The sequence below is a fragment of the Flavobacterium seoulense genome (genome assembly GCF_000695795.1).
Lineage (GTDB): Bacteria > Bacteroidota > Bacteroidia > Flavobacteriales > Flavobacteriaceae > Flavobacterium > Flavobacterium seoulense.
The window spans coordinates 47310-71315 of record NZ_JNCA01000020.1; the positions used below are offsets into that span (position 1 = coordinate 47310).

19 protein-coding genes are annotated in these 24006 nt (G+C 29.8%); all 19 read right to left on the bottom strand.

Translation table 11 applies throughout. The annotated features are described in order from the left end of the window. Positions 1-316: 316 nt before the first annotated feature. The 19 genes from FEM21_RS10915 to FEM21_RS16275 all read right to left on the bottom strand — a co-directional run bounded on the left by FEM21_RS10915 (position 317) and on the right by FEM21_RS16275 (position 23996). Positions 317-4123: a hypothetical protein gene (locus FEM21_RS10915; protein WP_035660372.1), complete on the bottom strand. Its 3807-nt coding sequence runs from the start codon at positions 4121-4123 to the stop codon at positions 317-319. Positions 4124-4262: 139 nt separating this feature from the next. Further along, positions 4263-4895, bottom strand: a complete 633-nt coding sequence (locus FEM21_RS10920) for a hypothetical protein (protein ID WP_035660374.1) — start codon at positions 4893-4895, stop codon at positions 4263-4265. A 1-nt stretch (position 4896) separates the two neighbouring features. Then, positions 4897-9669, bottom strand: coding sequence for an RHS repeat domain-containing protein (locus FEM21_RS10925; protein WP_035660375.1), 4773 nt, complete (start codon positions 9667-9669; stop codon positions 4897-4899). A gap of 371 nt (positions 9670-10040) precedes the next feature. Then, entirely contained in the window at positions 10041-10697 is a 657-nt protein-coding gene (locus FEM21_RS10930; protein ID WP_051627560.1) for an AlbA family DNA-binding domain-containing protein, read from the bottom strand. 104 nt (positions 10698-10801) lie between these two features. Beyond that, positions 10802-11941, bottom strand: coding sequence for a type II secretion system F family protein (locus FEM21_RS10935; RefSeq protein WP_035660377.1), 1140 nt, complete (start codon positions 11939-11941; stop codon positions 10802-10804). Further along, positions 11931-12413: a PulJ/GspJ family protein gene (locus tag FEM21_RS10940; RefSeq protein WP_081824686.1), complete on the bottom strand. Its 483-nt coding sequence runs from the start codon at positions 12411-12413 to the stop codon at positions 11931-11933. The genes FEM21_RS10935 and FEM21_RS10940 overlap by 11 nt, the downstream gene beginning before the upstream one ends. Then, entirely contained in the window at positions 12394-12732 is a 339-nt protein-coding gene (locus FEM21_RS10945; RefSeq protein WP_035660379.1) for a hypothetical protein, read from the bottom strand. Before FEM21_RS10945 ends, FEM21_RS10940 begins: the two co-directional genes overlap by 20 nt. Then, a complete protein-coding gene (locus FEM21_RS10950) occupies positions 12720-14006 on the bottom strand; it encodes a hypothetical protein (RefSeq protein WP_035660382.1) in 1287 nt (428 codons plus the stop codon). Before FEM21_RS10950 ends, FEM21_RS10945 begins: the two co-directional genes overlap by 13 nt. Then, a complete protein-coding gene (locus FEM21_RS10955) occupies positions 14003-14473 on the bottom strand; it encodes a hypothetical protein (RefSeq protein ID WP_035660383.1) in 471 nt (156 codons plus the stop codon). The genes FEM21_RS10950 and FEM21_RS10955 overlap by 4 nt, the downstream gene beginning before the upstream one ends. A gap of 67 nt (positions 14474-14540) precedes the next feature. Continuing rightward, the gene (locus tag FEM21_RS16235) at positions 14541-15182 is read right to left on the bottom strand and encodes a tail fiber protein (RefSeq protein ID WP_051627561.1); all 642 of its coding nucleotides are present in this window, start codon (positions 15180-15182) and stop codon (positions 14541-14543) included. Positions 15183-15306: 124 nt separating this feature from the next. After that, entirely contained in the window at positions 15307-16032 is a 726-nt protein-coding gene (locus FEM21_RS16730; RefSeq protein ID WP_051627562.1) for a hypothetical protein, read from the bottom strand. Positions 16033-16036: 4 nt separating this feature from the next. Then, positions 16037-16906: a tail fiber protein gene (locus FEM21_RS16245; RefSeq protein ID WP_051627563.1), complete on the bottom strand. Its 870-nt coding sequence runs from the start codon at positions 16904-16906 to the stop codon at positions 16037-16039. A gap of 2 nt (positions 16907-16908) precedes the next feature. Beyond that, positions 16909-17616, bottom strand: a complete 708-nt coding sequence (locus FEM21_RS16250; RefSeq protein WP_051627564.1) for a hypothetical protein — start codon at positions 17614-17616, stop codon at positions 16909-16911. Positions 17617-17618: 2 nt separating this feature from the next. Next, positions 17619-18650 (bottom strand): tail fiber protein, encoded by a 1032-nt coding sequence (locus tag FEM21_RS16255; protein WP_051627565.1) that lies wholly within the window; start codon positions 18648-18650, stop codon positions 17619-17621. A gap of 12 nt (positions 18651-18662) precedes the next feature. After that, a complete protein-coding gene (locus tag FEM21_RS16260; protein WP_152547396.1) occupies positions 18663-19817 on the bottom strand; it encodes a tail fiber protein in 1155 nt (384 codons plus the stop codon). 3 nt (positions 19818-19820) lie between these two features. Next, positions 19821-20612 carry a hypothetical protein gene (locus FEM21_RS16265; RefSeq protein WP_051627567.1) on the bottom strand — a complete coding sequence of 264 codons (792 nt, stop codon included), beginning with the start codon at positions 20610-20612 and terminating at the stop codon, positions 19821-19823. Further along, entirely contained in the window at positions 20609-22003 is a 1395-nt protein-coding gene (locus FEM21_RS16605) for an autotransporter outer membrane beta-barrel domain-containing protein (RefSeq protein ID WP_051627568.1), read from the bottom strand. Before FEM21_RS16605 ends, FEM21_RS16265 begins: the two co-directional genes overlap by 4 nt. 5 nt (positions 22004-22008) lie before the next feature. Then, on the bottom strand, positions 22009-23019 hold the full coding sequence (locus FEM21_RS11000) for a prefoldin domain-containing protein (RefSeq protein ID WP_051627569.1): 1011 nt from the start codon (positions 23017-23019) through the stop codon (positions 22009-22011). Next, a complete protein-coding gene (locus tag FEM21_RS16275) occupies positions 23016-23996 on the bottom strand; it encodes a tail fiber protein (protein ID WP_051627570.1) in 981 nt (326 codons plus the stop codon). The genes FEM21_RS11000 and FEM21_RS16275 overlap by 4 nt, the downstream gene beginning before the upstream one ends. Between the last annotated feature and the right edge of the window lie 10 nt (positions 23997-24006).

Here is a 24006-nt window from a genome sequence, read left to right on the forward strand (position 1 = left end):
TTAAAAAGGAGAATTCAGTATTATTAGTAACTTAACCAATAATAATGGTCTCCCGTTAGATTACTGTGGTGGAACTAAAATAATAGAAAAACGATTTAATATTACTACAGGTACATTTACTGATATTTCGTAATAAAATCAATTTTTATAAAACAAAAAAGATGAGAATTACTGCTCATCTTTTTTGTTTTTGTCAATACTTATTCTAATTCAACACATTATAAATTCAAAATCTCATAACACTAACTCTGAAACACTACCCAACATCAATAGGTTATAAATCTCATATTGCTAGCTTTGAAATACTACTTAGAATTTATTTAGCAATGTGATAATTTTTATTTATTATAATTTTACCATATTTATTAGTAACATATTTCACTCTATTAAACTCGTCATATACATAATTAGTTTCATTTTTTCTATTATCTATTGATAATATAACATTTCCATTTTCATCATAAATTTTCAAAGAAAGAGAAGACGTATTTGGTAAAACATTATAAAGTTTCAGTAATTCTGTTTTCAAATTATTTCCTGTCATATTTTGCAAATCAGAATAATTAACACTCAGAGCTGAAATCACATCATTATATTTTGAATTATTAATAGTAGCTATAGGAAATCTATAGTTATATCCCATCAAAACACAGTTAGAAAGCCCCTTTCCATTAGAAGTTTCTACTACATTACCATAATTATCGACGACTTCAATTTGATTATTTACTCTCAATGTAGTTTCATTTGTTCCAGATAAGTTTTCTTTAATGTAACAATAATTTCCATTTTGAATCCAATTTATTTTTTCAACTGCAACAATGTTATCATTAATTTCAGTTATTTTCTTATTCATAAACCCTATGAAATTCTTTTCTTTTAAAAATGGGTAAATATTTTCAGAGTATGTAATATTTGAACATTCATTTTCTCCCAAACTATTCATTCTACATGTTTGAATTAAATTTCCATTTTCATCATATTTAAAGTCTGTATTTGAAGTTAACACATTATTGCCAGATTGAAAAAACACCTTTTCTTCAGTGCTTTTTTTATTCCATACATCAAAAGTATAGATAGGATTTGAAGAATTAATTGAATTATAAATAGAGTTTAACTTTTTTTCATATAAATAATTAATTTCTTTTAATAAATTACCTAATTTATCATAGTACTCTTCTTTCATTAATTGTCCTGTTCTTGTTAAATCTAAATCCCCTTTATTAAAATATTTTATTGTTTTCCCATTTGAACTTGAACCACTTCCCTTTTCTTCATCTGTTACTTTTCCATATATGATGGTTGAATCATCAAACAATGTGTTAGAGTCGGTATAAGAGTAATTTGTATACGTAATTGATCCTAAGCCATTATCTGACTTTATTTGACTAATTACAATATCATATATATTATTATTGATTTTATTATCTATTAATTTAATTCCATTCAAATTTTTTCGAGTAAAAAAAGGAAATTGCCCTCCAAATTGTTGACCTTGGCGATTTGGCATATGTAACTGTGAAGGAACAGTTTGTAATAATACACTTTGCAATTGACCATTTATTTTGTCAATATAAAAGTATTTTGCTTCTCCAACATTATTATTAGTTCCAATTGACCAAAAAGATCCAAAGATGTAATCACCGCCACTAAAACAGAAACTCGGATAATCATAATTTGTAATCTGAGATATTGCTGAATAGCCTTGGTTATATGTTCCATAGATAGTTTGTCCACTTATAAACAAATCCTGAGCAAAAGCATATCCTGAAATATAATGATAGTTAAAAGATTTATTAATCATTGGTAAATCTGTTGCCATCCAAGAACTTGTATTTGGATTAAAGCGTCTAAAATCATGTGCATAAGAATTATTAATCCACCTTAATCCTAATAACTTATTTTCCCCAAAACCTTGAGTGGTTTCAATATTTAAATCAGTGACAAAATTTTTTGCTCCACTAATTGCTACGGCACGAAAAAGTTTTGATCTACCACCAATTTTTAGCCCAGAAAAGATATTATTTCCAATACTTAAAAAAGGGTAGTTATCATCATACGCCCCAAGAACATTGTCAACTCTATTTAAATTATAATTACTATCCCATCTCATTAAAAATTCTGGATTATCACCGGCTACCAAAGTACATATCGAATTACTAGCATATATTGCACTTTTGGATGAAATATCTCCAATATGATATGTTGCATAGTTAGTCCATGATTTAGTTTGCCAATTTTTTTCTGCATTTAAATAATGAAAGTAATATCTATCGTAATGACTCTGATTACTTGGAACATCAATTGTAGGCATATCAATTCCAGTCACAGAATTTACAGATATTATAAAATTATTTTTTGCTTCATAATAATAAGTTCCACTATTTTGAGAAATTAATTTTTCATTCCAAGATGAATTATTCCATGTGTAAGTATATAACTCACCAGATTTATTATTACCAATAGCTATAAAATTTTCTGTTGAAAGGAGTACTGGGTCTTCTGTAAAATCATCATTGTTTTTTCCTCCTGTATTTAGATTTGTTTTAGTTATAGTACTCCAAGTCCCATCCGAAAGTTTATGAAATAAATAAAGACTCCCTTTTTTAGTATTTCTATCGTATATTAAAGCTGCGTAAAAATCATCTCCAAACACAAATTTTACATTGTCTAATATGAAGTTACCTGTACTTGCCGTGGGATTTATCAGTCTTATGTTTTCTGGAAAATAAAATTTCGATTTAATCCATGCTCTACCATTCCAATCATACCTATCTATCAAAAATGGCACCATGGGTGTATCTCGATTACCAAAATTATTTATTGAAGTTCCATTAGTATATAAATCCAATTTATAATTATCGCTTTGGTATTTGGCGAAAAGTGTTGAATTAAAAGGATTATTTAATGAATTACCTCCTATAGTATTGTTATTATTATTAAATAATAATTTTTGCTCATAAGTATAAGTTATAGCCCCACCCTTAGGATTTGTTTTAGTTTTTAATCCTCCAGCAAAAATTCCTGAAGTATAGTACTCATATTTCTGAGACCCTAAACTTGAATCAAAAACGCTCTTTTTAGTAACTTCAGTTAAATAACGTTTAGTATTTTCTAAATTTGACGCACTTTCTAGCTTATAATCTAATACAGTATTTGTTACAATTTGATTATTACTGTTATAACAAACAACTGAATTTAAAAAATATTTTTCATATCTTTCCTGATAAGCATCAGGTTCAACCATTTCTGTATGTGGCTCATAATATTCAACAGGATTTTTCAAAGTATAATTCAGAACTATTTTCTCACCTGTCTTAGAAGTTATTTGCTTTAAGTATGAAGCCTCGGTATGAGTAGGGCCTGTTGTATTTACTCTTTGTTCTGTTTTTAGATAACTAAATTCTAATTCATTATTCCATTGATCTTTTAATATAGATAAATTCCATGTTGTTGTATGTGTGCTTGCTCCGTTTATTTCCTTTGAGTCACCTATCCAGTTATCCCAAGCAATCACATTTTCTCTTGTATTATCTGTATTTCCATATATATATGTTTTACCTTTTTCGTCTATAACTAACCAGTAGTCAAGTACAGTTGTATAATAATTTGATAAATCATAAACAATATTTGATTCATAATACTTAATAATATATGGCAAGTTTTTTTTTGCTTTGAACTCCCATATTCTAGGTCCTTCTGTAAGTATAGGTGAATTAGGTACCGATGGTCTTTGTACACAAATTAATTCAACACCATTTAAGTAAAATGTATCATCATCTCTAGATGCTGTTTGTTTGGTATCAGCAATGATTTTGGGAACTCCCATATTCCAACCAACACCTAAAATACTAGTGGGAAAATATCTATTTTGATACTGTGCCTGTTTAAAAACATTTGTACCATCGTAGTTAAAAGATATATTATAATTAACTGACCTACATGCAATTGATGCTATATCAAGAGTCTCCTTGATTTTTCCTGTTGATGAGTTTAAACTAGAGCCTAAATCTACACCTGAATCATGATTGCTCGGTGTTTTTATATCATCTTTACTTTTTATTTCTTGATTTTGTGAAAAAATAGTATTACTTATTATTAGTAGTAGATAAATTACTTTTTTCATTTTCCTTCTTGTTATTATGAGACACATTATTTATGTCATTTATACTTTTTTACCTTTAAAAACAATATAAATCTCACTTAATATATTATCTTTAAGTAACGTAATATTTGTTTCTTTTTTTATAATTACATATAGATAACTATTTTTGAAGATCAATTTTCTTATAATTATTAACATACCGATCAATAATTTTTAATTTTAATTTAGTATTAAGTAAAACATTATTATCTATTAATTGAAATAGTTCTTCAAGTTCGCTTTCTTCTCTTTTCCATTTAAAATAAGCGATAAAATCAATGATATAATCATTTTGATAATTATCCATTACCCATTTTATTTCATTAATTGATTGCTTCCAATATATTGTAGACACAATACTTCTTAAAGCTATATCAAAATAATAAGAGTACTCTATTGATTTTGGTTTGAAATGATTAATTATTTTTTTTATAAAATCAATTGCCCAAATAGTTGACAACATAGAACATAAAGTCAATAATGGAGAAATATTTTCTTTATCTTTTTTGAAATCAAAGAATTCTATATTCGCTTTAATTACATCTTCACTTTCTTTAGCCAAATCTAAAAACTCAATAATTGTTAAACAGACAAATTTTTCTTTATCTGTACCATTGATCGCTAAAGATTTTATTACAGAAAAAAACTCCTTCCTCTGTAGATTATTATTAATAATTCGATACTCATGCTCCAATTGATAAATAGGCTCTGACTGAGTTGAAGCATTTATAATTTTAAGAATTTTTTCTTTCATACTATTTTATTAAAGTAATTTGTGAAGGAGGTACAATTGTGTTGAATTTATATTGAGGTACTCCATTCACCCAATTTGTTCTTGGACTAAAAAATATAGGTTTTGCATTAATATGTAAAATATTATATCCTTTATCAAACTTACCTTTTGTATCCGGCCATAATTTTTGACTATATAATTTGGTATTAAATTCAGATGGATTAGAAACATTTTTAACATATTCCCATTTAGTCACAAAACCTGAAATTTCAGGATTCAATCCCTTTGAAAGGATATTTTGGGCACCTGCAGGAGTCGTAACATGAACAAATGCATCATCTGCAATACTCATTCCACCCAAAGCTGCCTCTTTCGGCATCTTGTTAAGAGCTGCCTGGTTGTATTTTGCTTCAAGTTCAAAAAACTCTTTTTGCAATTGAGTTTGCTCTATTTGAGCAGCAGTTTGTTTTTGTACTTGCTTATTCTCATAATAACTTTTAGAAGTTTGCACTGCAAAATTTATCTGTGAACTAACAAACGCTGATTTAGCAGAATTAATACCTTGGCTTATCGATTGCTCCATTGTATTTCCCTGAAGTAAACTAAAGCCTGTTCCAAGAGTAAACCCTGTAGTACTTGATGCTGCTGTCTGAGTTAAATATTGTTGTATTAATCGGTTGGAACCTACTTTAGAGAATAGATTTCCATAAACTCCAGTTAATTTATCCCCTATAGCACCTCCCATGTAAGCTGATATACCAGACACTGCTCCAGCTTGAATAGTCTGTCCTATATCAAAATCATCAAAGCTATAACCATTTGTTTTTACTTGTCCATACACATTATTTCCTATTCCAAGCATTACTGATCCTCCCACAAAATCTCCAGTTGCAGCAGTATATACACCTGAACCAGCTCCAGAAAGGGCATAATATGCAAAATCACCAATATTATCAATATTATTCCAATTCGTAGCTACGTTAAATATCAATCCAACTCCACCTCCTACAAGAAGATGTATCCACTCTCCATCTGGATCAGTTAAAAAAACTGGGTTATTACCTAATGCCAAGTAAGGACTTGAAAACTGGTTTTGTGGATCTGGAGTCATCCATCTCCCTATAGCAGGATCATACATTCTAGATCCAAAATCATACAAATTTAGATTTTGCTCAGCATTATATTCCTTACCCTGCAATTTATATAAGTAAGTTGATGCCAAGCTGTTTGATATTTCACCAGAATGAGTCATTCCATAAGCGTAATAATCTGTTACAGATTGTATTTCAGCAGTGCTTATCGTTCCTGAACCATCTATATCCGAATAACTTAAACGGTTGTTTCCCTGTTGATCACTATATAAATAGACATACTTAAATGTATTATTTGAATTGACAGCATAGCCTTCATCGGTAGGATAAAATTGTAAAACGCCATTTAAATATTGAAAGCCTCCTAAGTAATTTGTTATTGTTGTATTACTTCCATCAATATATTCTTTGGATAATTTTACTCCAGAAGCATCATATTTAAACTTAATTTTTTTTCCATTAGTAAAACTAACTTCTTCAACTAAGTTCAGGCTATTATACTTAATAATATCAATTCCTTTATTTCTATCTTTTATGAGATTTCCATTAACGTCATATTCATAAGTATTTTCATTACTACCTGCCGTTAAATAACTTGAATAACCTATATGAGTGTCTCCTGTTTCGTTAATTTTTACAACTTGATTTCCTTCATAATTATATGTGAGTTTATCCATTGTAAGCGTACCGGGTTGTGCCAAAACATCACCAGAACGATCGAGTGAAGTAATATTTCCATTTGTATCATAATTAATCTTTTCAAAAAAACTATTGGTATTACTACTATTATTTAAATCATTAAATGTTGCTTGTTTTAATCTATTAAGTTTATCAAAAGAATAATTATAGGTTTTGAGTCCTGAACCAGGTATAGCAGTTTTCCATTGAACCTGACTAATATTTCCCGTAAATAATGGAGTTGCAGTACTAGTAGGGTTATTGTATTTGATTTCAAGACCAAACAAGCTTGTTCCCATATCGTTTGGATCATTAATTTTGGTAAGCCATCCTCTAATATTATTAGTATAAGTAACTAATTGAAGTGGGGTTGAAGCAGTAGTTAAGCCTCCTACCTTTTTCTGCTTAAGATTCCCTATTTCATCATAAATATTTTTTACGATAGTCTCTTCGTTCTGATCATTAACTTTTTGAAATATTCCAGTTACTCTTTCTGCATAATCATATTCGTATCTATCATTAATAACAAGATCATTTGTTTGATTATTATCTTTTTTGTGTCTTGTTACAGTACTAATTAATTTATTTCTAAAATCGAAAGTAGATTCTATTTTAGTGTACCCCCCTAATACATTTTTTTCAAAACTATAAATAGGTCTTGCATCTTCATCATAATAAGTATAAGTTTTTGTCCAAGTATTATCACCTATTGTTTTTCTTAAATTAGCTGTAATTAAACCTCTTGTATTGTTAGTTACACTTTGACCATTTATAGAAGTAGGAGTTATTGGTTTGTCTACATCTATAAAATTATAATCATCATAATATGTTATAGATTGAATTTCAGAAATATTGGTATTTGGAAATGCAGAATTACTATATTCAAAAGTAGTGCCTCCTAAAAATATACTGGTTGAGCGTTGCTCTATATTATTCAAATTTGACACATTATTATTTATATAAGCATCCACCTGCGCTTGTAAATCTGCTCTTGATAAAGTGGATGAATATTTTCCTGTATATACAACTCTTTCAGAAGCATCATATTTTGTAAATAACCATATACCTTGACTTTTTAAAGCTTCATCTTGTGTTAATATTGGTCTATCTAGTTGATCAAATACATTATATTCCCACCCTTTACCTGGAGTTTTCTGTTCTATTTTTCGATTATATTCATCGTACTTATATTGGTAGCATAAAATATCTAAAACATTTTGCAAACCATTTTCTATATGAGTACTAAAAACACTTCCCATCTTAGCATTAAAACCTGGCGATAAAGTAATTGAATTACTGGCTTTAAGCTCTAAAAAACTTCCTGGATTTACAATAGCCGTTGACGTAGTGTCATTTTGAATGTAGGATATATCAAAAAGATTAAAAGCTTTTGGAGTTATAATATAACTTAATAATCCTTTTTTATTATAAATGTATTGGGTAATTAATTTTTCTGTTGTAGCATCTTTTTCAATGAAACTAATTTCTGCTATTTTTTTTCCACTCTTATCAGTAAATATTTGAACTGTATTTAAATCTTGATCGCTAGAAATCCAATTTTCATTTTTAGCAATATTTTTTAAAAGACTACCAGGAGTATAAAATCCATTGTTAATAATTTTTTCAAACGCATCAATTTCATATTTTCTTATTTCATTAGATGTGTTTGTACTATACTCATACTTTTCAGTTTTACCAGAATTAAAACTCATTATTTTCCATACATCACCTCCTTTAGATACTTCAATAGCTCGATTTAATGGAGACCCATCATATCTAGTTTCTATAAAGGGAGTAAAGTCATTAAATTTATTTTGGTAATAAGTTTTTTGAATGTTTTTTGCATCATTTACATAATTTAAATTATCCTGATTAGCAAAAAAAGAAAAATATTGTTTTGTTTCTCTACCAAATTCATCGTATTCGTGAAATGTAACTTGGTCTTTTTGATCTGGATTGCTTCTCTTTGAAAGAGTCTGGAGTGTTTTATTAAAACCATCAATATATTCAACATCTTCAAGGACATCACTATTAGGTATATAATTTTCAGCTTCAAATTCTACTATTGTTAGTGGTATTTTTGGAGTAATTACGTGATTATAGTTATATTGGCTTATAGCTACAGGACAGCCATTATTTACTGCTGTACCTGCAATTGTAGGACACTGATCTAGATTATTTGTCACATACTTCACATTTAAAGTACTAGGATCAGAACATTGAATTAAAACATTTCCCGCTCCAAAACCATCATTATCAACGTCTAAATACCAACTGTATGGTTGTCCTATTAAATGATTACTATCATCACAATCTATATTATTAAGGACGTAATTTTCATTATTTAAAGTTGGATTAGTACAGGATTCAATATAAGTAGTTGATCCATAACCATCATAATCACTATCTAAGTACCATTTCTGTGTTCCGATTGCACTATTGGTATCATCGCAATCTATATTATTAGCTACGTAATTATATTGCGGTTGATAACAATCAAAAATTGGAATTGAATTAGGATCTCCATATCCATCTGAATCTGAGTCTTTATACCAATTAACAGCACAATTTAAATCAATCCCTATACCAAAATATAGGCTTTTAAAATAAGGAGAACTACCCGGGTTTACAGCGTAAATAATTAAATCATTGTTTTCAATTTTTGCATAATAACCTGTTTCCCACCCCCCACTATAAATAGGACCAAGTTCAATGTGTTCTATTGCGGGATAAATATTTAATGTAGCTATTGTACCTGTAGCTACAGATTGGTGATAACTCCAACTAGGATCAAAATTAACATATAAATAATTATTATCAATAGAAATTGTTCCATTTGCTCCATCATAAGTCCAATCATTAGTACCAGATAGATATCTTGCTTCAACAGTTTGATAATAATTAGGATATTGCTGTAGTGGATTTACAGTAATAAAACTACTTTTTACAGGATTATTCCTGTTTTTCGGATTTCCAAAAATAAATATTGGTAATAACACTAAAAATAAGAGTATTTTTTTTATCATTTTTTAAAATTTTATTTTTGTTTAAAGAGGTTTCAAATAATTTTCGATTTTTATTAAAATTTAATAAATGGATACAAAAGTCCAGTATTCATAAAAGAAAAACAATACCCATTTTTAGTGATTTTAAATTATTCTTAAGAATTGAAATATTTTTAGTCAACTCAGCCAATCGCAGTACTCAACTGAACACACTAGTAAATACATCACTAAATCAGAAAACAACCAACAACACAACTGTAGAGGAATCATAAACAGACTCTAAAACAGTAATTACAGTACTAACTTTAACAAGTATAGTTTTTTTTTATAAATCAACTATGGCATTTTTTAAATCATACTGCAACTTATTACTTTTCCTGTTACAGTATTATCTAAATTACAGCCAGCATAATTTGCATATACTCATCTACATCTCGCCCATAAACGTATAAAGCATTTGAGCTTTTTTTCTTTTTAGTATTACGTTTATCTTTATCATTAAACAACTGTAATGCAGGAAGCGGAGATTGAATTTCAAAATCTAATTTATCTTTTTGAGTTTTACTTCGATTCATTACATTTCGAATCTCAAAATCACGCATTGGAATACTTTCAAAATTACTTCTCTTATAATAACGATAATCTGAAGTCTGGTGAGCAGTATAGCTTTTATTAATAATGACAATATAAACAACATCATTTTTATCTGAATTTAAGTAAATCTGTTTAATATATAGATTTTCAATATGAGTAAAAACATTGCCATTAATTACATTTTCAAACCAATCTTTACTAAAAGTAACACTATCAATTGGATCAATATTTTTCTGAAAGTTATTTCTAGAAATTTTATTAAATTCTTTAATTCCATAAATTATAATTCCACCTTCTGAATTTGCAAATGCAGAAATGTCTTTAGCAATTTCACTTTCCTTTTCATCTGTCTTTGCCAGTGCATCTGCTGGTTTGTAAACAATATTAAATTTTTCTACAAACTCATCATTAGTGATTAAATCATATAATTCATCTAAATTGTTTATCTCTACCATATCTTTGCGTGATTGACTTATAAAATTGAAGTTTTTTCAGACAAGATACAATACCCACTTTTAGTGATTTTTTAATTATTATGAAAATTGAAAATTTAATTGATTTACCCAATCGCACTACTTAACTGAAACATAGGCAAATACATTGCTACTAACAGAACTGCAACCAACACTCCAACGAAAAGAATAATAAAAGGTTCTAAAACCGTAGTCATCGTTTTAGACTGCTGTACTACTTCCTGATTGTACTGCTCACTTAATTGTTTAAAAACATATTCGGTTTGGTTGGTTTCTTCGGCTACTTTTACCAAAGAGATTATTCTGTTATCAAAAAGGGGGTTTTCTTTTAGACTTACGCTTAAACTGTTTCCTTTTAGAATACTTAATTCTACTTTTTCTAAAGCTTCCTGTAATGGAACAAAACGAATCATCTTTTTTACTAATTGAATACTATTTAGCAAAGGAACTTTGGCTGTAGTTAACAGTGCAACAGCCTGAGTGAATTGAGCCAAATATACTTTGCTTATAAAGCTTCCTAAAATAGGGATTTTCAACAAAGCGTAATGACTCGTTTTCTTAAATTGGTCATTGTCTTTAAAAACTTGACTTGATATCAAAAGTAAAAAGAGTATTAATAATCCATAGAAACCGTAAGTTTTAGTTAGCTCGGATAATTTTACAATCATTTTAGTTAATGCTGGTAACTCTACATTGTTTTGTTTAAAGATATCCTGAAACATGGGAACCACATAACTCAACATAAATACAACTACTAAAATTGCCGTTGTCATTACAATAGAAGGATAGGTTAATGCAGCTATGATAATTCGCTTTTGTTCATTTTTACGTTCAAAAAAACGTCCTAATTCCTGACATACCTGCGCAGTAGTTCCAGTTTCCTCCCCTATTTTTATCGAATAATATTCATATTCTGAAAAGGATTTAGAAGACCATAAAGCTTCCGAAAAAGGCTTTCCATTAATCAGATCATTCAATACATTTTGAATCAATTCTTTATCAGCTTGTTTTTTCAGGGATTCTACAATAAGTGTCAAACTTTCTTTGAAGTTAATTCCTGCCTGAAGTAATACAGCTAATTCCTGATAGAAAGCCTGTTTCTTTTTATTATTAAAACCCGAGCCAAACAAAACAATTTCTTTTTGCAATAAAGTTTCTATACTACTTTTCTTTTGAGACAAAGCAATAGTATTTTTAGCTGGAGCTGTATTGAGTTTAAAGGCCATCTTGCTGATTCATAAAAAGGGTTAGATCATTTTTCTTGGAAACAAAGATATCATAATCGGGTAATTCTGCTTTTCCTGAAATAGAGATTGCATCTATTGTATCTCCCTGTACTTCTTTTCCGTTGAAAAACATTTTATTAAGCTGTAATTTTAATTTAATCGTATCTGTATTTCTTAGAATATAATTCTCCTGAAATGAATATACAACGGTATCCATCTCTGATTCCATTAGTAAACTATTTTCAGTTTCATGGAACCGAATATCATTCTTATCATTAAAATCCTGCCATAATTGCTGTTCGAAAAGAGCCAAAGTACTTGTCTTTTCAAAATTGGTTTGAATGGCATGAATTTGATTCTGAACCAATCGCAAAACACTAAAAGCCATACCTACTACAATGGCTGTTATAATCATAACTACCAGTAGTTCCGGTAAAGTAAACGAAGGCGTTTTAGTTTTGGAGATTTCCATGATGTCTCACTATTTTTTTATTGTCTTTTCCATTTGTTGCCGTAATGATTATTTCCTTTTCAGATTCTTCAGAAGTATTATTAATTTCAATTTGCCAATCTTTATAGTTTTCCTCATAAGGTAATTCAATTACTTTATTTTGAATTTCATATTTCAGTTCGTTCATCCTGTTTTCTATTGCATGCGTGTTTTTAGAATAGGTATTCAATACTAAATTATTCAAAATCAAACTCGCTACAATAAATACAATTACGATGAGTACTGTTGCCACAATAGCTTCTACCAGAGTTGCTGATTTTATTTTTTTTAGTATAACCATTTCAGAACTGTTTTAGGTTCTTTTTCAAAAATAATTCCTCCGTAGAACTTCGGAATATTTTCATTTTCAATCACTGCATTATAAAGATGATTTACAAATATTGATCCTGCCTGATTGGCTACAAACTGTCTGGTATAAACCGATCCTGAAACGGTTCCTTTTAACTCTAAATTCCCTTTACAATATACTTGCCCTTTAAGTTTTACTTGCTCCTCAATTTTTATTTGCGTACTAAAGTCAGTTTCTTCTTTATCCTGATAATAGCATACGCTACCTTTTAAACTTGTGGCTGTATCTATAAAAATGGGAATTTCAGTTGTGTTGCCTGAATAAATTGGTAATTGCTCTTTATTTTCCTGATATACCACTAAAGCCGTAGGAAAACGCAAATCACAATTTTTACCAACTGAAATTCTTTTAGAAGCAATCGCCTGAAAGTTTCCTTCTGTCTCATCTTCAATTTCTATACTAGGAGCAATCAAAATCAAATCTTTCAAAATGGCTGTTTTTTTTACTTGTATTAAAATATCAGATTTGATAATAATATTTCCAGAAATGTATTGATTCTCTATTACAATGGCTTCTTTACTGTAAACCGATTTTGTATTTTCTTTGAAAGATTGAATTGTTTTTTTAGCATGATCAATACTAATATAATCCTGTTGATTAATAGGTTGATAATCCTTAAGATAAAAAACAATACCTTTTAAAGTATTAGTATCCAAAGCTGGTAACACATCAGTACTTTTTTCAGCATTACCATAAATCAACTGCGAACCATAGTAACTATTTCCAGCGATATAACCTGATTTTATTCCTGCTTCTGGCAAAAAAGCATTTCCATTTATTTTTGTATTCCCAACTACTGTTAATGGATTATAAGTGTTTTGTAAAAATAAAGTGGATGCTGTTGCTGCATCTATTGAACTCCCTAGAATAGCTGTTTTTATAAACTTTTTTTTTCGAAATTGTGCCAAAGCAACTGCTTTTTGAAAAACTCCCCACTGTGATAAATGAACTTTTACAGACTGGTTTTCTTTTTCTCTTAACTTAAGTGCTAAAGTATCATTCGAATTCAATTCGGTTGAGTTTAATAAATAATTAATACCGTCATCCGCCAGTTGAATGTTTTCGATTGCTCCTTTTGACTGTTCTTTCATGTATCCAAAAGTATAGGCATACAGCATGAGTCCACCTAAAAGCAGCGCAATTACTACCGCTACAAAAACAGCAAATTGTAACGCCCCGGATTTAAGTTTAATGGCTAGTTTCAATCTTCTATCAATATCAAATTTAATTGTCCTTTGTACTTGACATATACTGATTCTCTATCTCCCTCCTTTAGATAGATTTCATTTTCTGTTTGTCCTTTTCTCATCAAATGAGTTTGATTATTAATGACCAACATAAATATTTTTGATTTTTCTTTAGTGTCTGAAACAATTCCTTTGTATTGTATAGTTGGCCAAACAAGAGGTTCTGTTTTTTTTGGTGTTGTTTTCTTCTTAGCACTTTTTACTGTTTCTGAACTATACATTTTTCCTAAAAAAGGATCTCTATAATCCGTATTAATAGCAAAAGAATCTCTTTTCGAAATCTTTATTGGTTTTAGGCTAATTCCATTTGATATTACCAATGGCATATCTTCTGAACTACTAAAGGAAAAAAGTTGATACATAACTGTACCCCATATTAACAATACTAGTGGCAGCAGAATATAGATACTTTTTTTGTTTTTCATTATTATTCTTTATTCTTAAGTTTTAGAGCAATGTGAATGTCCTACTTTTTTTCAACTTCCGAAATTACTATTTCGTTTCTAATTTTTCTTCTATTTTAGAAAGTCTTTCGAATACATTTTTAAAACTATTAATCTCCTTTGCTTGTGCTTTTATTTCTTTGTCTTGTTGAATAATATAAAGTGTCATTTCTTCAATTTTCTTTAATAACTTAATATTCATTTCTGCCAACATGAAACCATTTTCCTCAATTTCCTGAGCTGATGGAATTTCTGGTAAATGATTGTTTTTCTTAATATAATCATTTACTTCTTCAAGTGTTTTTAATTTATAATCATTAGTAAAAACATAATCCGGAACTAATGGTCCGGCCATATCTACCCGTACTTCCTGTGTATGAATTTTACCTTTTACTGTAAGTTTTTCGTCTGGATTTTCAGTACCTATTCCTACTTTCCCTTCATTGTTTATAAACATTCGATTATTATGGTAATCAGGAGAATTCAATCCAGTTTGAAAAACAATACTATGACCATGATAAAGAGTTAATCTCTTATAGCTGTAATCATCACCTGTTATTCCTCCTTTCACACCTAATTCATTTGGCCATTCAATATTATTATAAGCACTTTGGAAGTTAATATTTTGAGAATTAACATTATTTATAATGCAAACAATGAAAAATCCAGCGACTAAAATATTTCTTTTCATATTATTTAAGTTTGTTTAATTGTAAAGCAACTACATACAATTGGTTGTTTTCGTTTTCAAAAAAAGTATATTTTTGAAAACGAAACTTGAGTGATAAATAATAAAACTAGCTGTTGTTGTTTTATTAACGCTTAGTTTTTAATAAAAATATATCTTTTTTCATTTCGGCATTTTCTTTTTTCATTTCAATCATATACAAAGTCATTTCCTCTATCTTCTGAAGCAGTTTAGCATTCATTTCTCCCAGATTAATTCCTTTTTCCATAACCTCTTTTTCACTCGGGATATTTTCTAAATGTCCTTTTTCTACAATATGTTTTTCTACTTGTTCAAGGGTAGGTAAATTATATTCTTTCTTGAAAACAAAATCTGACCAGCCATTCATGTCTACTTTTACTTCTCTGGAATGAATTGTGCCGTTTACATCTAGTTTGTTTTGTGGATTTGACGTTCCAATTCCTAAATTGCCATTTTCATTTAAAATCATTTTAACAGAAGACCAGTCAGAAGATCCATTTTTTGATGTATACCAGTTATGACTATGATTTTCTGAAGCAAAACTCCCCTTAGTCTTCCAATGACCTGCATAATAATTTATATTATTTCCATAACTTCTAATCATTCCATCATAATCGCCATCAATACCAAATTCTAAACTTGAATAATTACTAAGTCCTCCAATTCTAACTCCGGCAGTTCCGTTTAACCCACCAGCACCAACATTTACATTAAGTAATGTTTCTGGATAAGGTGTATTTACACCAACATTCCCATTTGCTGGAAAAATATTTTGGGCTTGTAATATTTGTACAAAACCAACTAAAACACTAAAATAAAATGTTCTTTTCATAAAATTAATTTGATGCTTCAATTCTCTTTTCTAAAATCTCCAACCTATTCTGTATTCTAATTATATATAAAGTTATTTCTTCAATTTTCTGTAAAAGTTTGATATTCATTTCAGACAAATTAATTCCGTCTTTCTGCATATCTGTTGCAGAGGGAATTTCAGGTAAATGCTTATTTTCTTTAATAAATTTATCTACAGATTCTAACGTAGGTAAATCATAATCTTTTTCAAAAACAAAATCAGCTCCCGCATCAACAGTTACTTTTACCTCACGAGCATTAATATTTCCTGCTACTGTTAATTTTGACGTTGGATTGGTCGTTCCGATACCTACATTCGATCCAAAATAAGCATTTCTATTTTGATACATTCCTGATGTTGTTGCATATTCTTCAATTGATGTTTTGAAGTTATGAGAAGGACCATTTACCTCGTTATAAGGTAAACCATTTTGAGTTCCATCGTAAACTGTTGGATTTACTCCATAATTAGATTGATAATAATAAGTTGAACCACCTCCTTTTAACCATATAATAATACACGAACAAGTGCCATTAGGTGTTGCATCATGCCAGCCAGCCACAAAAGAAGATGTTGACACTAGATTTGCTTCAATAAAATTTGCACCATGACCGTAGTTACTAACATGGTAAGTGAAATCAGCCATTAATGCTCCTCTCCATAATGAGTTTGTATGTGTATCACTCCGGCCAATTGTTAATTGTGTTGAAACATTATTAATCCAACCTCCATCATAAAATGTAACTGGATAAAATTTATCTATATCACCGCCAACATTAAAGCTACCTGATATTTGTCCAAAAGAATATTTTATAAAAAAAATGAGTACAGCTGCAAGTATTTTTTTTTTCATCTTTATCTGTTTTCTATTTTTTGTATTCTTTCTTCTAATAATTTCTGAGTGCTTTTAAGTAATTTATTCTCCTTTTTCATCTCAATCATATAGAGTGTCATCTCCTCAATTTTTTGCAAAAGCTTAATATTCATCTCAGATAAATTAATTCCGTCTTTTTTCATCTCTTCAGCAGAAGCAATTTCAGGCAAGTGTTTATTTTCTTTAATGAATTTATCGACAGACTCTAATGATGGTAAATCATAATCTTTTTCAAAAACAAAATCAGCTCCTGCATCGACAGTTACTTTTACTTCTCGTGAAGCAATATTTCCTGCTACTGTTAGTTTTGATGTGGGGTTTATTGTTCCAATGCCTACATTACCTCCAAATGAAGCTCCACTAAAAAAGTTTGTTTGACTACCATCTCCTGGAATATAAAGTAACGTTCGTAAAGGCCCATCATATCTTTTGGCTAAAATTTCAAACCCTTGGTCGTATGCCCAATCATCAGTTAAATACATTCTTAGGCGTGAACGGCCATTAGCAGTATTATCTATAGATTCATTTCTAATAAAATGATTTTCTCCCCAGCCCTGAAACATTAATGCATTACCTATATACCCTTGAACTCCTAAAGTTACGTCGTGTGTAGACGATAAATCATTTTGAGCAAAAATTAAACTATCTGCCCATAAAAGAAAAAACAGTACAAATACTTTTTTTTTCATAATTACTTATTTTCTATATTTTTAATTCTAACCATTAACTCCATTTGATTAATTTTCATTAAATCATTTTCCTTCTTCATATTTTCATTTTCTTTTTTCATTTCAATTACATACAAAGTAAGTTCCTCAATTTTTTGTAAAAGCTTAATATTCATTTCAGAAAGATTGATACCATCTTTTTGCATTTCTTTGGCAGAAGCAATTTCAGGTAAATGTTTATTTTTTTTAATAAATTTATCTACTGATTCTAATGAAGGTAAATCATAATCTTTTTCAAAAACAAAATCAGCTCCGGCATCAACTGTTACTTTTACTTCTCGTGAAGCAATGTTTCCTGCAACGGTAAGTTTTGATGTGGGATTTGTAGTTCCAATTCCAACATTGCCATTTCCTGCAATAGCCATTGAAAGATTACCTGTATAATCCTGATCTTGTAAAACAGATTTTGGTTCATTTGTATAAAATAAAATTTTACCTTGATTCAATTGTCCATTACCTGGTATTAGAATTGCTCCTCCAGATATTGAACCATGAGAATTTGCAATTTTTAGAAAATTATTACTAGAAAAATATAAATTAGAAGAAATTAGTACACTACCGTGATTATCAGAACTAAAGTTTGCATAATTTTTAGTACTTGTTAATGCATCAAATTGTCCAAATGATGCATTATGACTGTTTATTTGTCCAAATACATCAAGTTTAGCTCTAGGATTATCCATTCCAATTCCAACATTCCCTCCGTTTGGCTGTAGAACAGTTCCACTTCTGCCATGCTGATAACCGCCATCGATTATAATACCAGTATCAAAAGAAAGCTTTAATTGCTGATAATTAGGACTTGACCATGATCCATTGGTTCTGTAAATACCATAAGATAATGCTCCAGGTTTAAACCATGTTATTCCATCTGGCAAATCACGTCCATCATTAAGATCACTAAAGTTTATCGAATTATGTAATTCAAAAGTTTGTGCTTTTATAATTTGAAATAAATTTAGAGCAATGCAAAGAAGTAAATTCTGTATTCTCATTTTTCTTTTTTTTTAATTTTCTAATTTTCTCTTAAGATTTTTTATTTCTTCATTTTGTTTTTCATTTTCCTTTTTTATTTCAATCATATACAAAGTCAATTCCTCAATCTTCTTTAATAAATTCATATTCATTTCGGCTAGCATTAAACCATTTTTTTCAATTTCCTGAGATGATGGAATCTCTGGTAAATGATTATTTTGTTTAATATAATTTTCAACTTCTTGTAATGATTTCAGTTTATAATCATTAGCAAAAACATAATCCGGAACTAATGGTCCAGACATATCTACCCGCACTTCCTGCGTATGGATCTTACCTTTTACTGTAAGTTTTTCATCTGGATTTATAACACCTATTCCAACCCTATCATTAACAACTGACATAACTAATGTAGAATTATATAACGATGGATATCCCTGATTATAAAAACGTATTCCTCCATAAAAGGAATGAGCATTAAAGGTTAACCCTGTATGATTTTGAATAATATATGGTTTACCATTAGTATCGTTTGGTCTAATATCCCAACTTCCATTTCCTGAACCCCAACTAAAAAAGCTATCACTCGAATTAGGACCTCCAAATGTCGTTAAGTAACCATTAACATCAAGTGAACTCTGTGGGTTGACAGTTCCAATGCCAACATTCCCATTAGAATCGATTCGCATTCTTTCGGTATTACTTGTGTAAGCAATAAAACTTTCTCCATTTGCTCCTACGCGAACATTATATTCATTCGTTGAATTTGATCCTTTAAATCCAATAGTCGAAATAGGATTTCCCGTATTGATAATACTTACTGGAACTGTATTCAGACTAGATCTAAAGAAAGCAGCTACATCATCTGAAATAACATCTAATTTTACAGCAGGATTAAATGTACCAATACCTAAATTTCCAGAAGATATATAAGAATTACCACCATCTTTAAAATAAACATTATTCCCTATCAAGGTTCCACCTGTAAAATCACCCAGGAAATTTAAGGCCAAGACATTATTATCTGCATGAACAAAAGCTCTTCCTCCATTTCCGCGTGGCAGATATCTAAAAGTAACATCTGCTGCACCATTATAGTAAAAAAAATTATCTCCATTTGGAGAATTGATTTGAGAGAATGTATTAACAGTCATTACAACACATACAAGAAGTAATATTTTCTTCATAAATTATTTTTTTTGCTCTTTTAAAATTTCGATTTCCTGTTTTAATTTTTCCATAAATTTATTCTGCTCAATTAAATATAAAGTCAACTCTTCTATTTTCTGAAGTAGTTTTGCATTCATTTCACCCAAATTAATTCCATTCTCCAAAACTTCTTTCTCACTTGGAACATTCTGTAAATGGCCTTTTTCTGTAATATGTTTTTCCACTTCTTCAAGGGTTGGTAAACTATACTCCTTATTAAAAACAAAATCAGACCAGCCTGTCATATCCACTTTTACTTCTTTGGAATGGATTGTTCCATTTACATCAAGTTTATTATTCGGATTTGGTGTACCAATGCCAATATTTCCTGATTCAGAAACTGTAAATCTTCCACCTCCTATCCCAGGAGCATCAATCATAAATTTTGCCTGTCCTCCCATTGAAAATCCTCCTACATCCAACCGTAAAGCTGTTGAGATATCGTTGGTGCAATTCAATTGTAAAAGTCCCCATTGAGGATTAGTTGTCCCAATTCCTAAATTTCCAGACATTATATATGAATTACCTCCGTCTTTAAAGAAAACTCCATCACCAATTAATGTCCCACCAGTAAAATCACTTGCGTAATTTATAGATAAGATATTATTAGGATAATGTACAAATGCTCTTCCTCCAACTCCTCTCTCAGGAAATTTAAAAGTCACATCGGCTAAACCATTGTAATAAAATATATTATTCCCATTTGGAGAATTAATTTGAGAAAAAACTTTACATGAGATTATTACGAATGCTACAAATATTATTTTTTTCATTTTTTATTCTCTTTTAATGTTGTTATTTCTTTTTTCATTTCAATTACATACAAAGTCAATTCTTCAATCTTCTGAAGCAACTTAGCATTCATTTCTCCAAGATTAATTCCGTATCTCAACACTTCTTCTTCACTTGGGATATTTTCTAAATGTCCTTTCTCGGCAATATGTTTTTCTACTTCTTCAAGTGTTGGTAAATTGTACTCTTTTTTAAAAACAAAATCAGACCAGCCTGTCATATCTACTTTTACTTCTTTAGAATGAATAGTTCCGTTTACAGCTAATTTAGAATCTGGTGTTGTAGTACCAATTCCAACATTACCACCATTAGGATTTAATGACAAACTATAATTAATCCCTAAATTCCCTCTATTTGTAGCTTGTAGCCAAGCATAGGAAGGTAGTACATTCATTCCAAAATCTAATATTTCTCCCCAACTATTACCATCTACTTGTAAACGCATTATCCCATTTTGATTAGTACCAACATTTGCTGGCACTCCCGAATTTGCTGATATTTGCCTTGTGTCAACGGTTAATTTTTGAGATGGGGAAGTCGCACCTATACCAACATTACCTCCATTTACATTTAAAGCTAAATCTGTCCATTTTACTGAAGGATTAATAGAACCAATATGCCCAATATCATTAGTAGTATCGTATCCTATAACAACACCTTTATTTGAATTATTAGAAAACAAAGCCGAATATGTTGATTCATTACCTACAGTAAATAAACTTCCATAGGAATGAAATTTAGTAAAGGGGCTACTTGTACCAATACCAACTTTTCCTTCAGCATCAGGCATTAACGTTAACGGTGTAGTTTCGCCATAAGTAGTTATGAATGCATAAGGATTTCCGCTATTATATCTCCATCCAAAAAATGCTGAATTTCCTTCGGACAATTCTTTACCCACCCCATAACTAACGTCGGCTGTATTAACACCCGTTAATAATCTTATATCACTATTAAAATAAGCTCCACCATTTACCTGAAATCTACCTAAATTATTAACAGTAGTAGTCCCTATTACAACATTCCCTGTACTGGGATTAATAATTGTATTTCCTCCGATTGGTTGTAATGTTAATGGAAAATATGGATGTACAGTCTCAGATGATGACTGAGATTGCAACCACATTCCATAATTATCACTACCTAAACCTAGTAATTGTCCAATTGTTAAGATACCATCATTTCCTTGAAATGTAGCAGCAGAATAACCTCTAGAAGCGGTATTACTTTGCAAATTACTTTGTACATGCAATTTAGATTGAGGACCAGTAGTTCCTACACCTACATTTCCTATATCAGGAAAAACATTACTTTGAGCTTTAGATAATTGTGTAATAGCAATTAAGGTTATAATGTAAAGTATTCTTTTCATGTCAGTTAATTTATTGTCCCAATTCTTTTTTCCATTTTTTGTAACTTATCCTTCATCATCTCATTTTCCTTTTTCATTTCAATCATATACAAAGTCAACTCTTCTATTTTCTGAAGTAGTTTAACATTCATTTCCCCAACATTAATTCCATTTTCTAGCACTTCTTTTTCACTTGGAATATTCTCTAAATGCCCGTTTTCCTTAATATGTTTTTCCACTTCTTCAAGAGTTGGTAGATTGTATTCTTTTTTGAAAACAAAATCTGACCAGCCTGTCATATCTACTTTGACTTCTTTGGAATGAATTGTACCATTGACATCTAGTTTATTTTGAGGATTTATTGAGCCTATTCCAACATTTCCATTAAGACTAATTGAAAGCTTTGTAGAATAATTTAATTCCTGAATTGAATTTACTGGATCAGCTGTTTGAAATAATAAACCATTTAGACCTGTGTCAGTTCCTGCATATAATCTCACACCAAATGATTTAGTTTGATCTGTGTGAGTAATCATTTCTAATCCACTTAATCCATTACCATATTGACCCAATCTAATTTCCTCGAAATTATAGACTCCGGGTATAGATATTTTTGTAATCCCTCCATTATTAAATTCTCCTATTTGAAGTTTAGATTGTGGATTATTTGTTCCAATTCCAACGTTTCCGTTTGTATTAGTCATTAATAATTGCCTCCAAGTATTCCATTGAGAATCTAGTGGAAAAGCATTCCTATAAAAAATACCGCCATTATTAAAGTTTAATTGATGGTTTTTGTCACCAGAATTATTAGTATCCTCCCATTGTGCAATACTAAGAGTTGTAGAATATGTACCATCACCAGGAACTCCTATATAACTCCTTTCTTTAAAATCGGCTCTTATAGCATGCTCAAAAAAATTAGGACTATCATTAACCCATCGGGTATCACTGACACCTAAAGTTGTTGAAGTTTGAGCATAAAAAATACTCGAAAAAGAAAATATTATTATAGAATAGACTGTATTTTTTTTCATTTGGATACTTGGCTTTTTATTTGTTTTTCGATGATTGTAATTTTTTCTTTCTGATTTGAAATTTCTTTTTTTAGCTCAATTACATACAGCGTTAGCTCTTCAATTTTTTGCAAAAGCTTAATATTCATTTCAGATAAATTAATTCCATCTTTCTGCATTTCTTTTGCAGAAGCAATCTCTGGTAAATGTTTATTCTTTGTAATGAATTTATCGACAGATTCTAACGTAGGTAAATCATAATCTTTTTCAAAAACAAAATCAGCTCCAGCATCTACAGTTACTTTTACTTCACGCGAAGCTATATTTCCGGCTACTGTTAGTTTTGATGTGGGGTTTATTGTTCCTATTCCAACATTTCCATTAGTCAAAATTGACATTTTAGGATTATAATTAGTTATAAAATGTAAGGAATGATTGCTTTCTGTACCAACAAAACCACCACCTCCATACCAATTATGATTATGTGAAAAAATACCCACTTTATATGTTGAATTTTCGGAAGTTGCTAAAATCTTTGAATCATGAATTCCAGAAACATCTAATACTCTGCTCCACCCCTGTAAATTAGAAGGATTAGTAGTTCCAATACCTACATTTCCATCTCCATTAATGTGTAAACGAACCTCAGGTACATTACCAGGGAAGTTGTTGGTTAAAAATTGTAAATATGTATCCCAACTACCACCTCTATAACTACGAATAACTGCTGATCCAGCAGCAGAAAAATCCCAACTTATATCCTGTGCCGAATTAAAATTTGTAGGTGAATTTGGCCCCCAAATGCTAATAGCTTTTAAAGGAGTGGGATAACCGTTTGGTCCAGCTTGAATAGTAAGTTTTGCATCTGTACTACTAGTACCTATCCCTACATTATTATTAACTGATTCTCCTTGAACTATTCCATCAGGGGTATAAATTTGAGCACTTACTGAGAATGAAAAAGTAATTACTAGAATAAAGATTAGTTTATTTTTCATAAAATTAAAT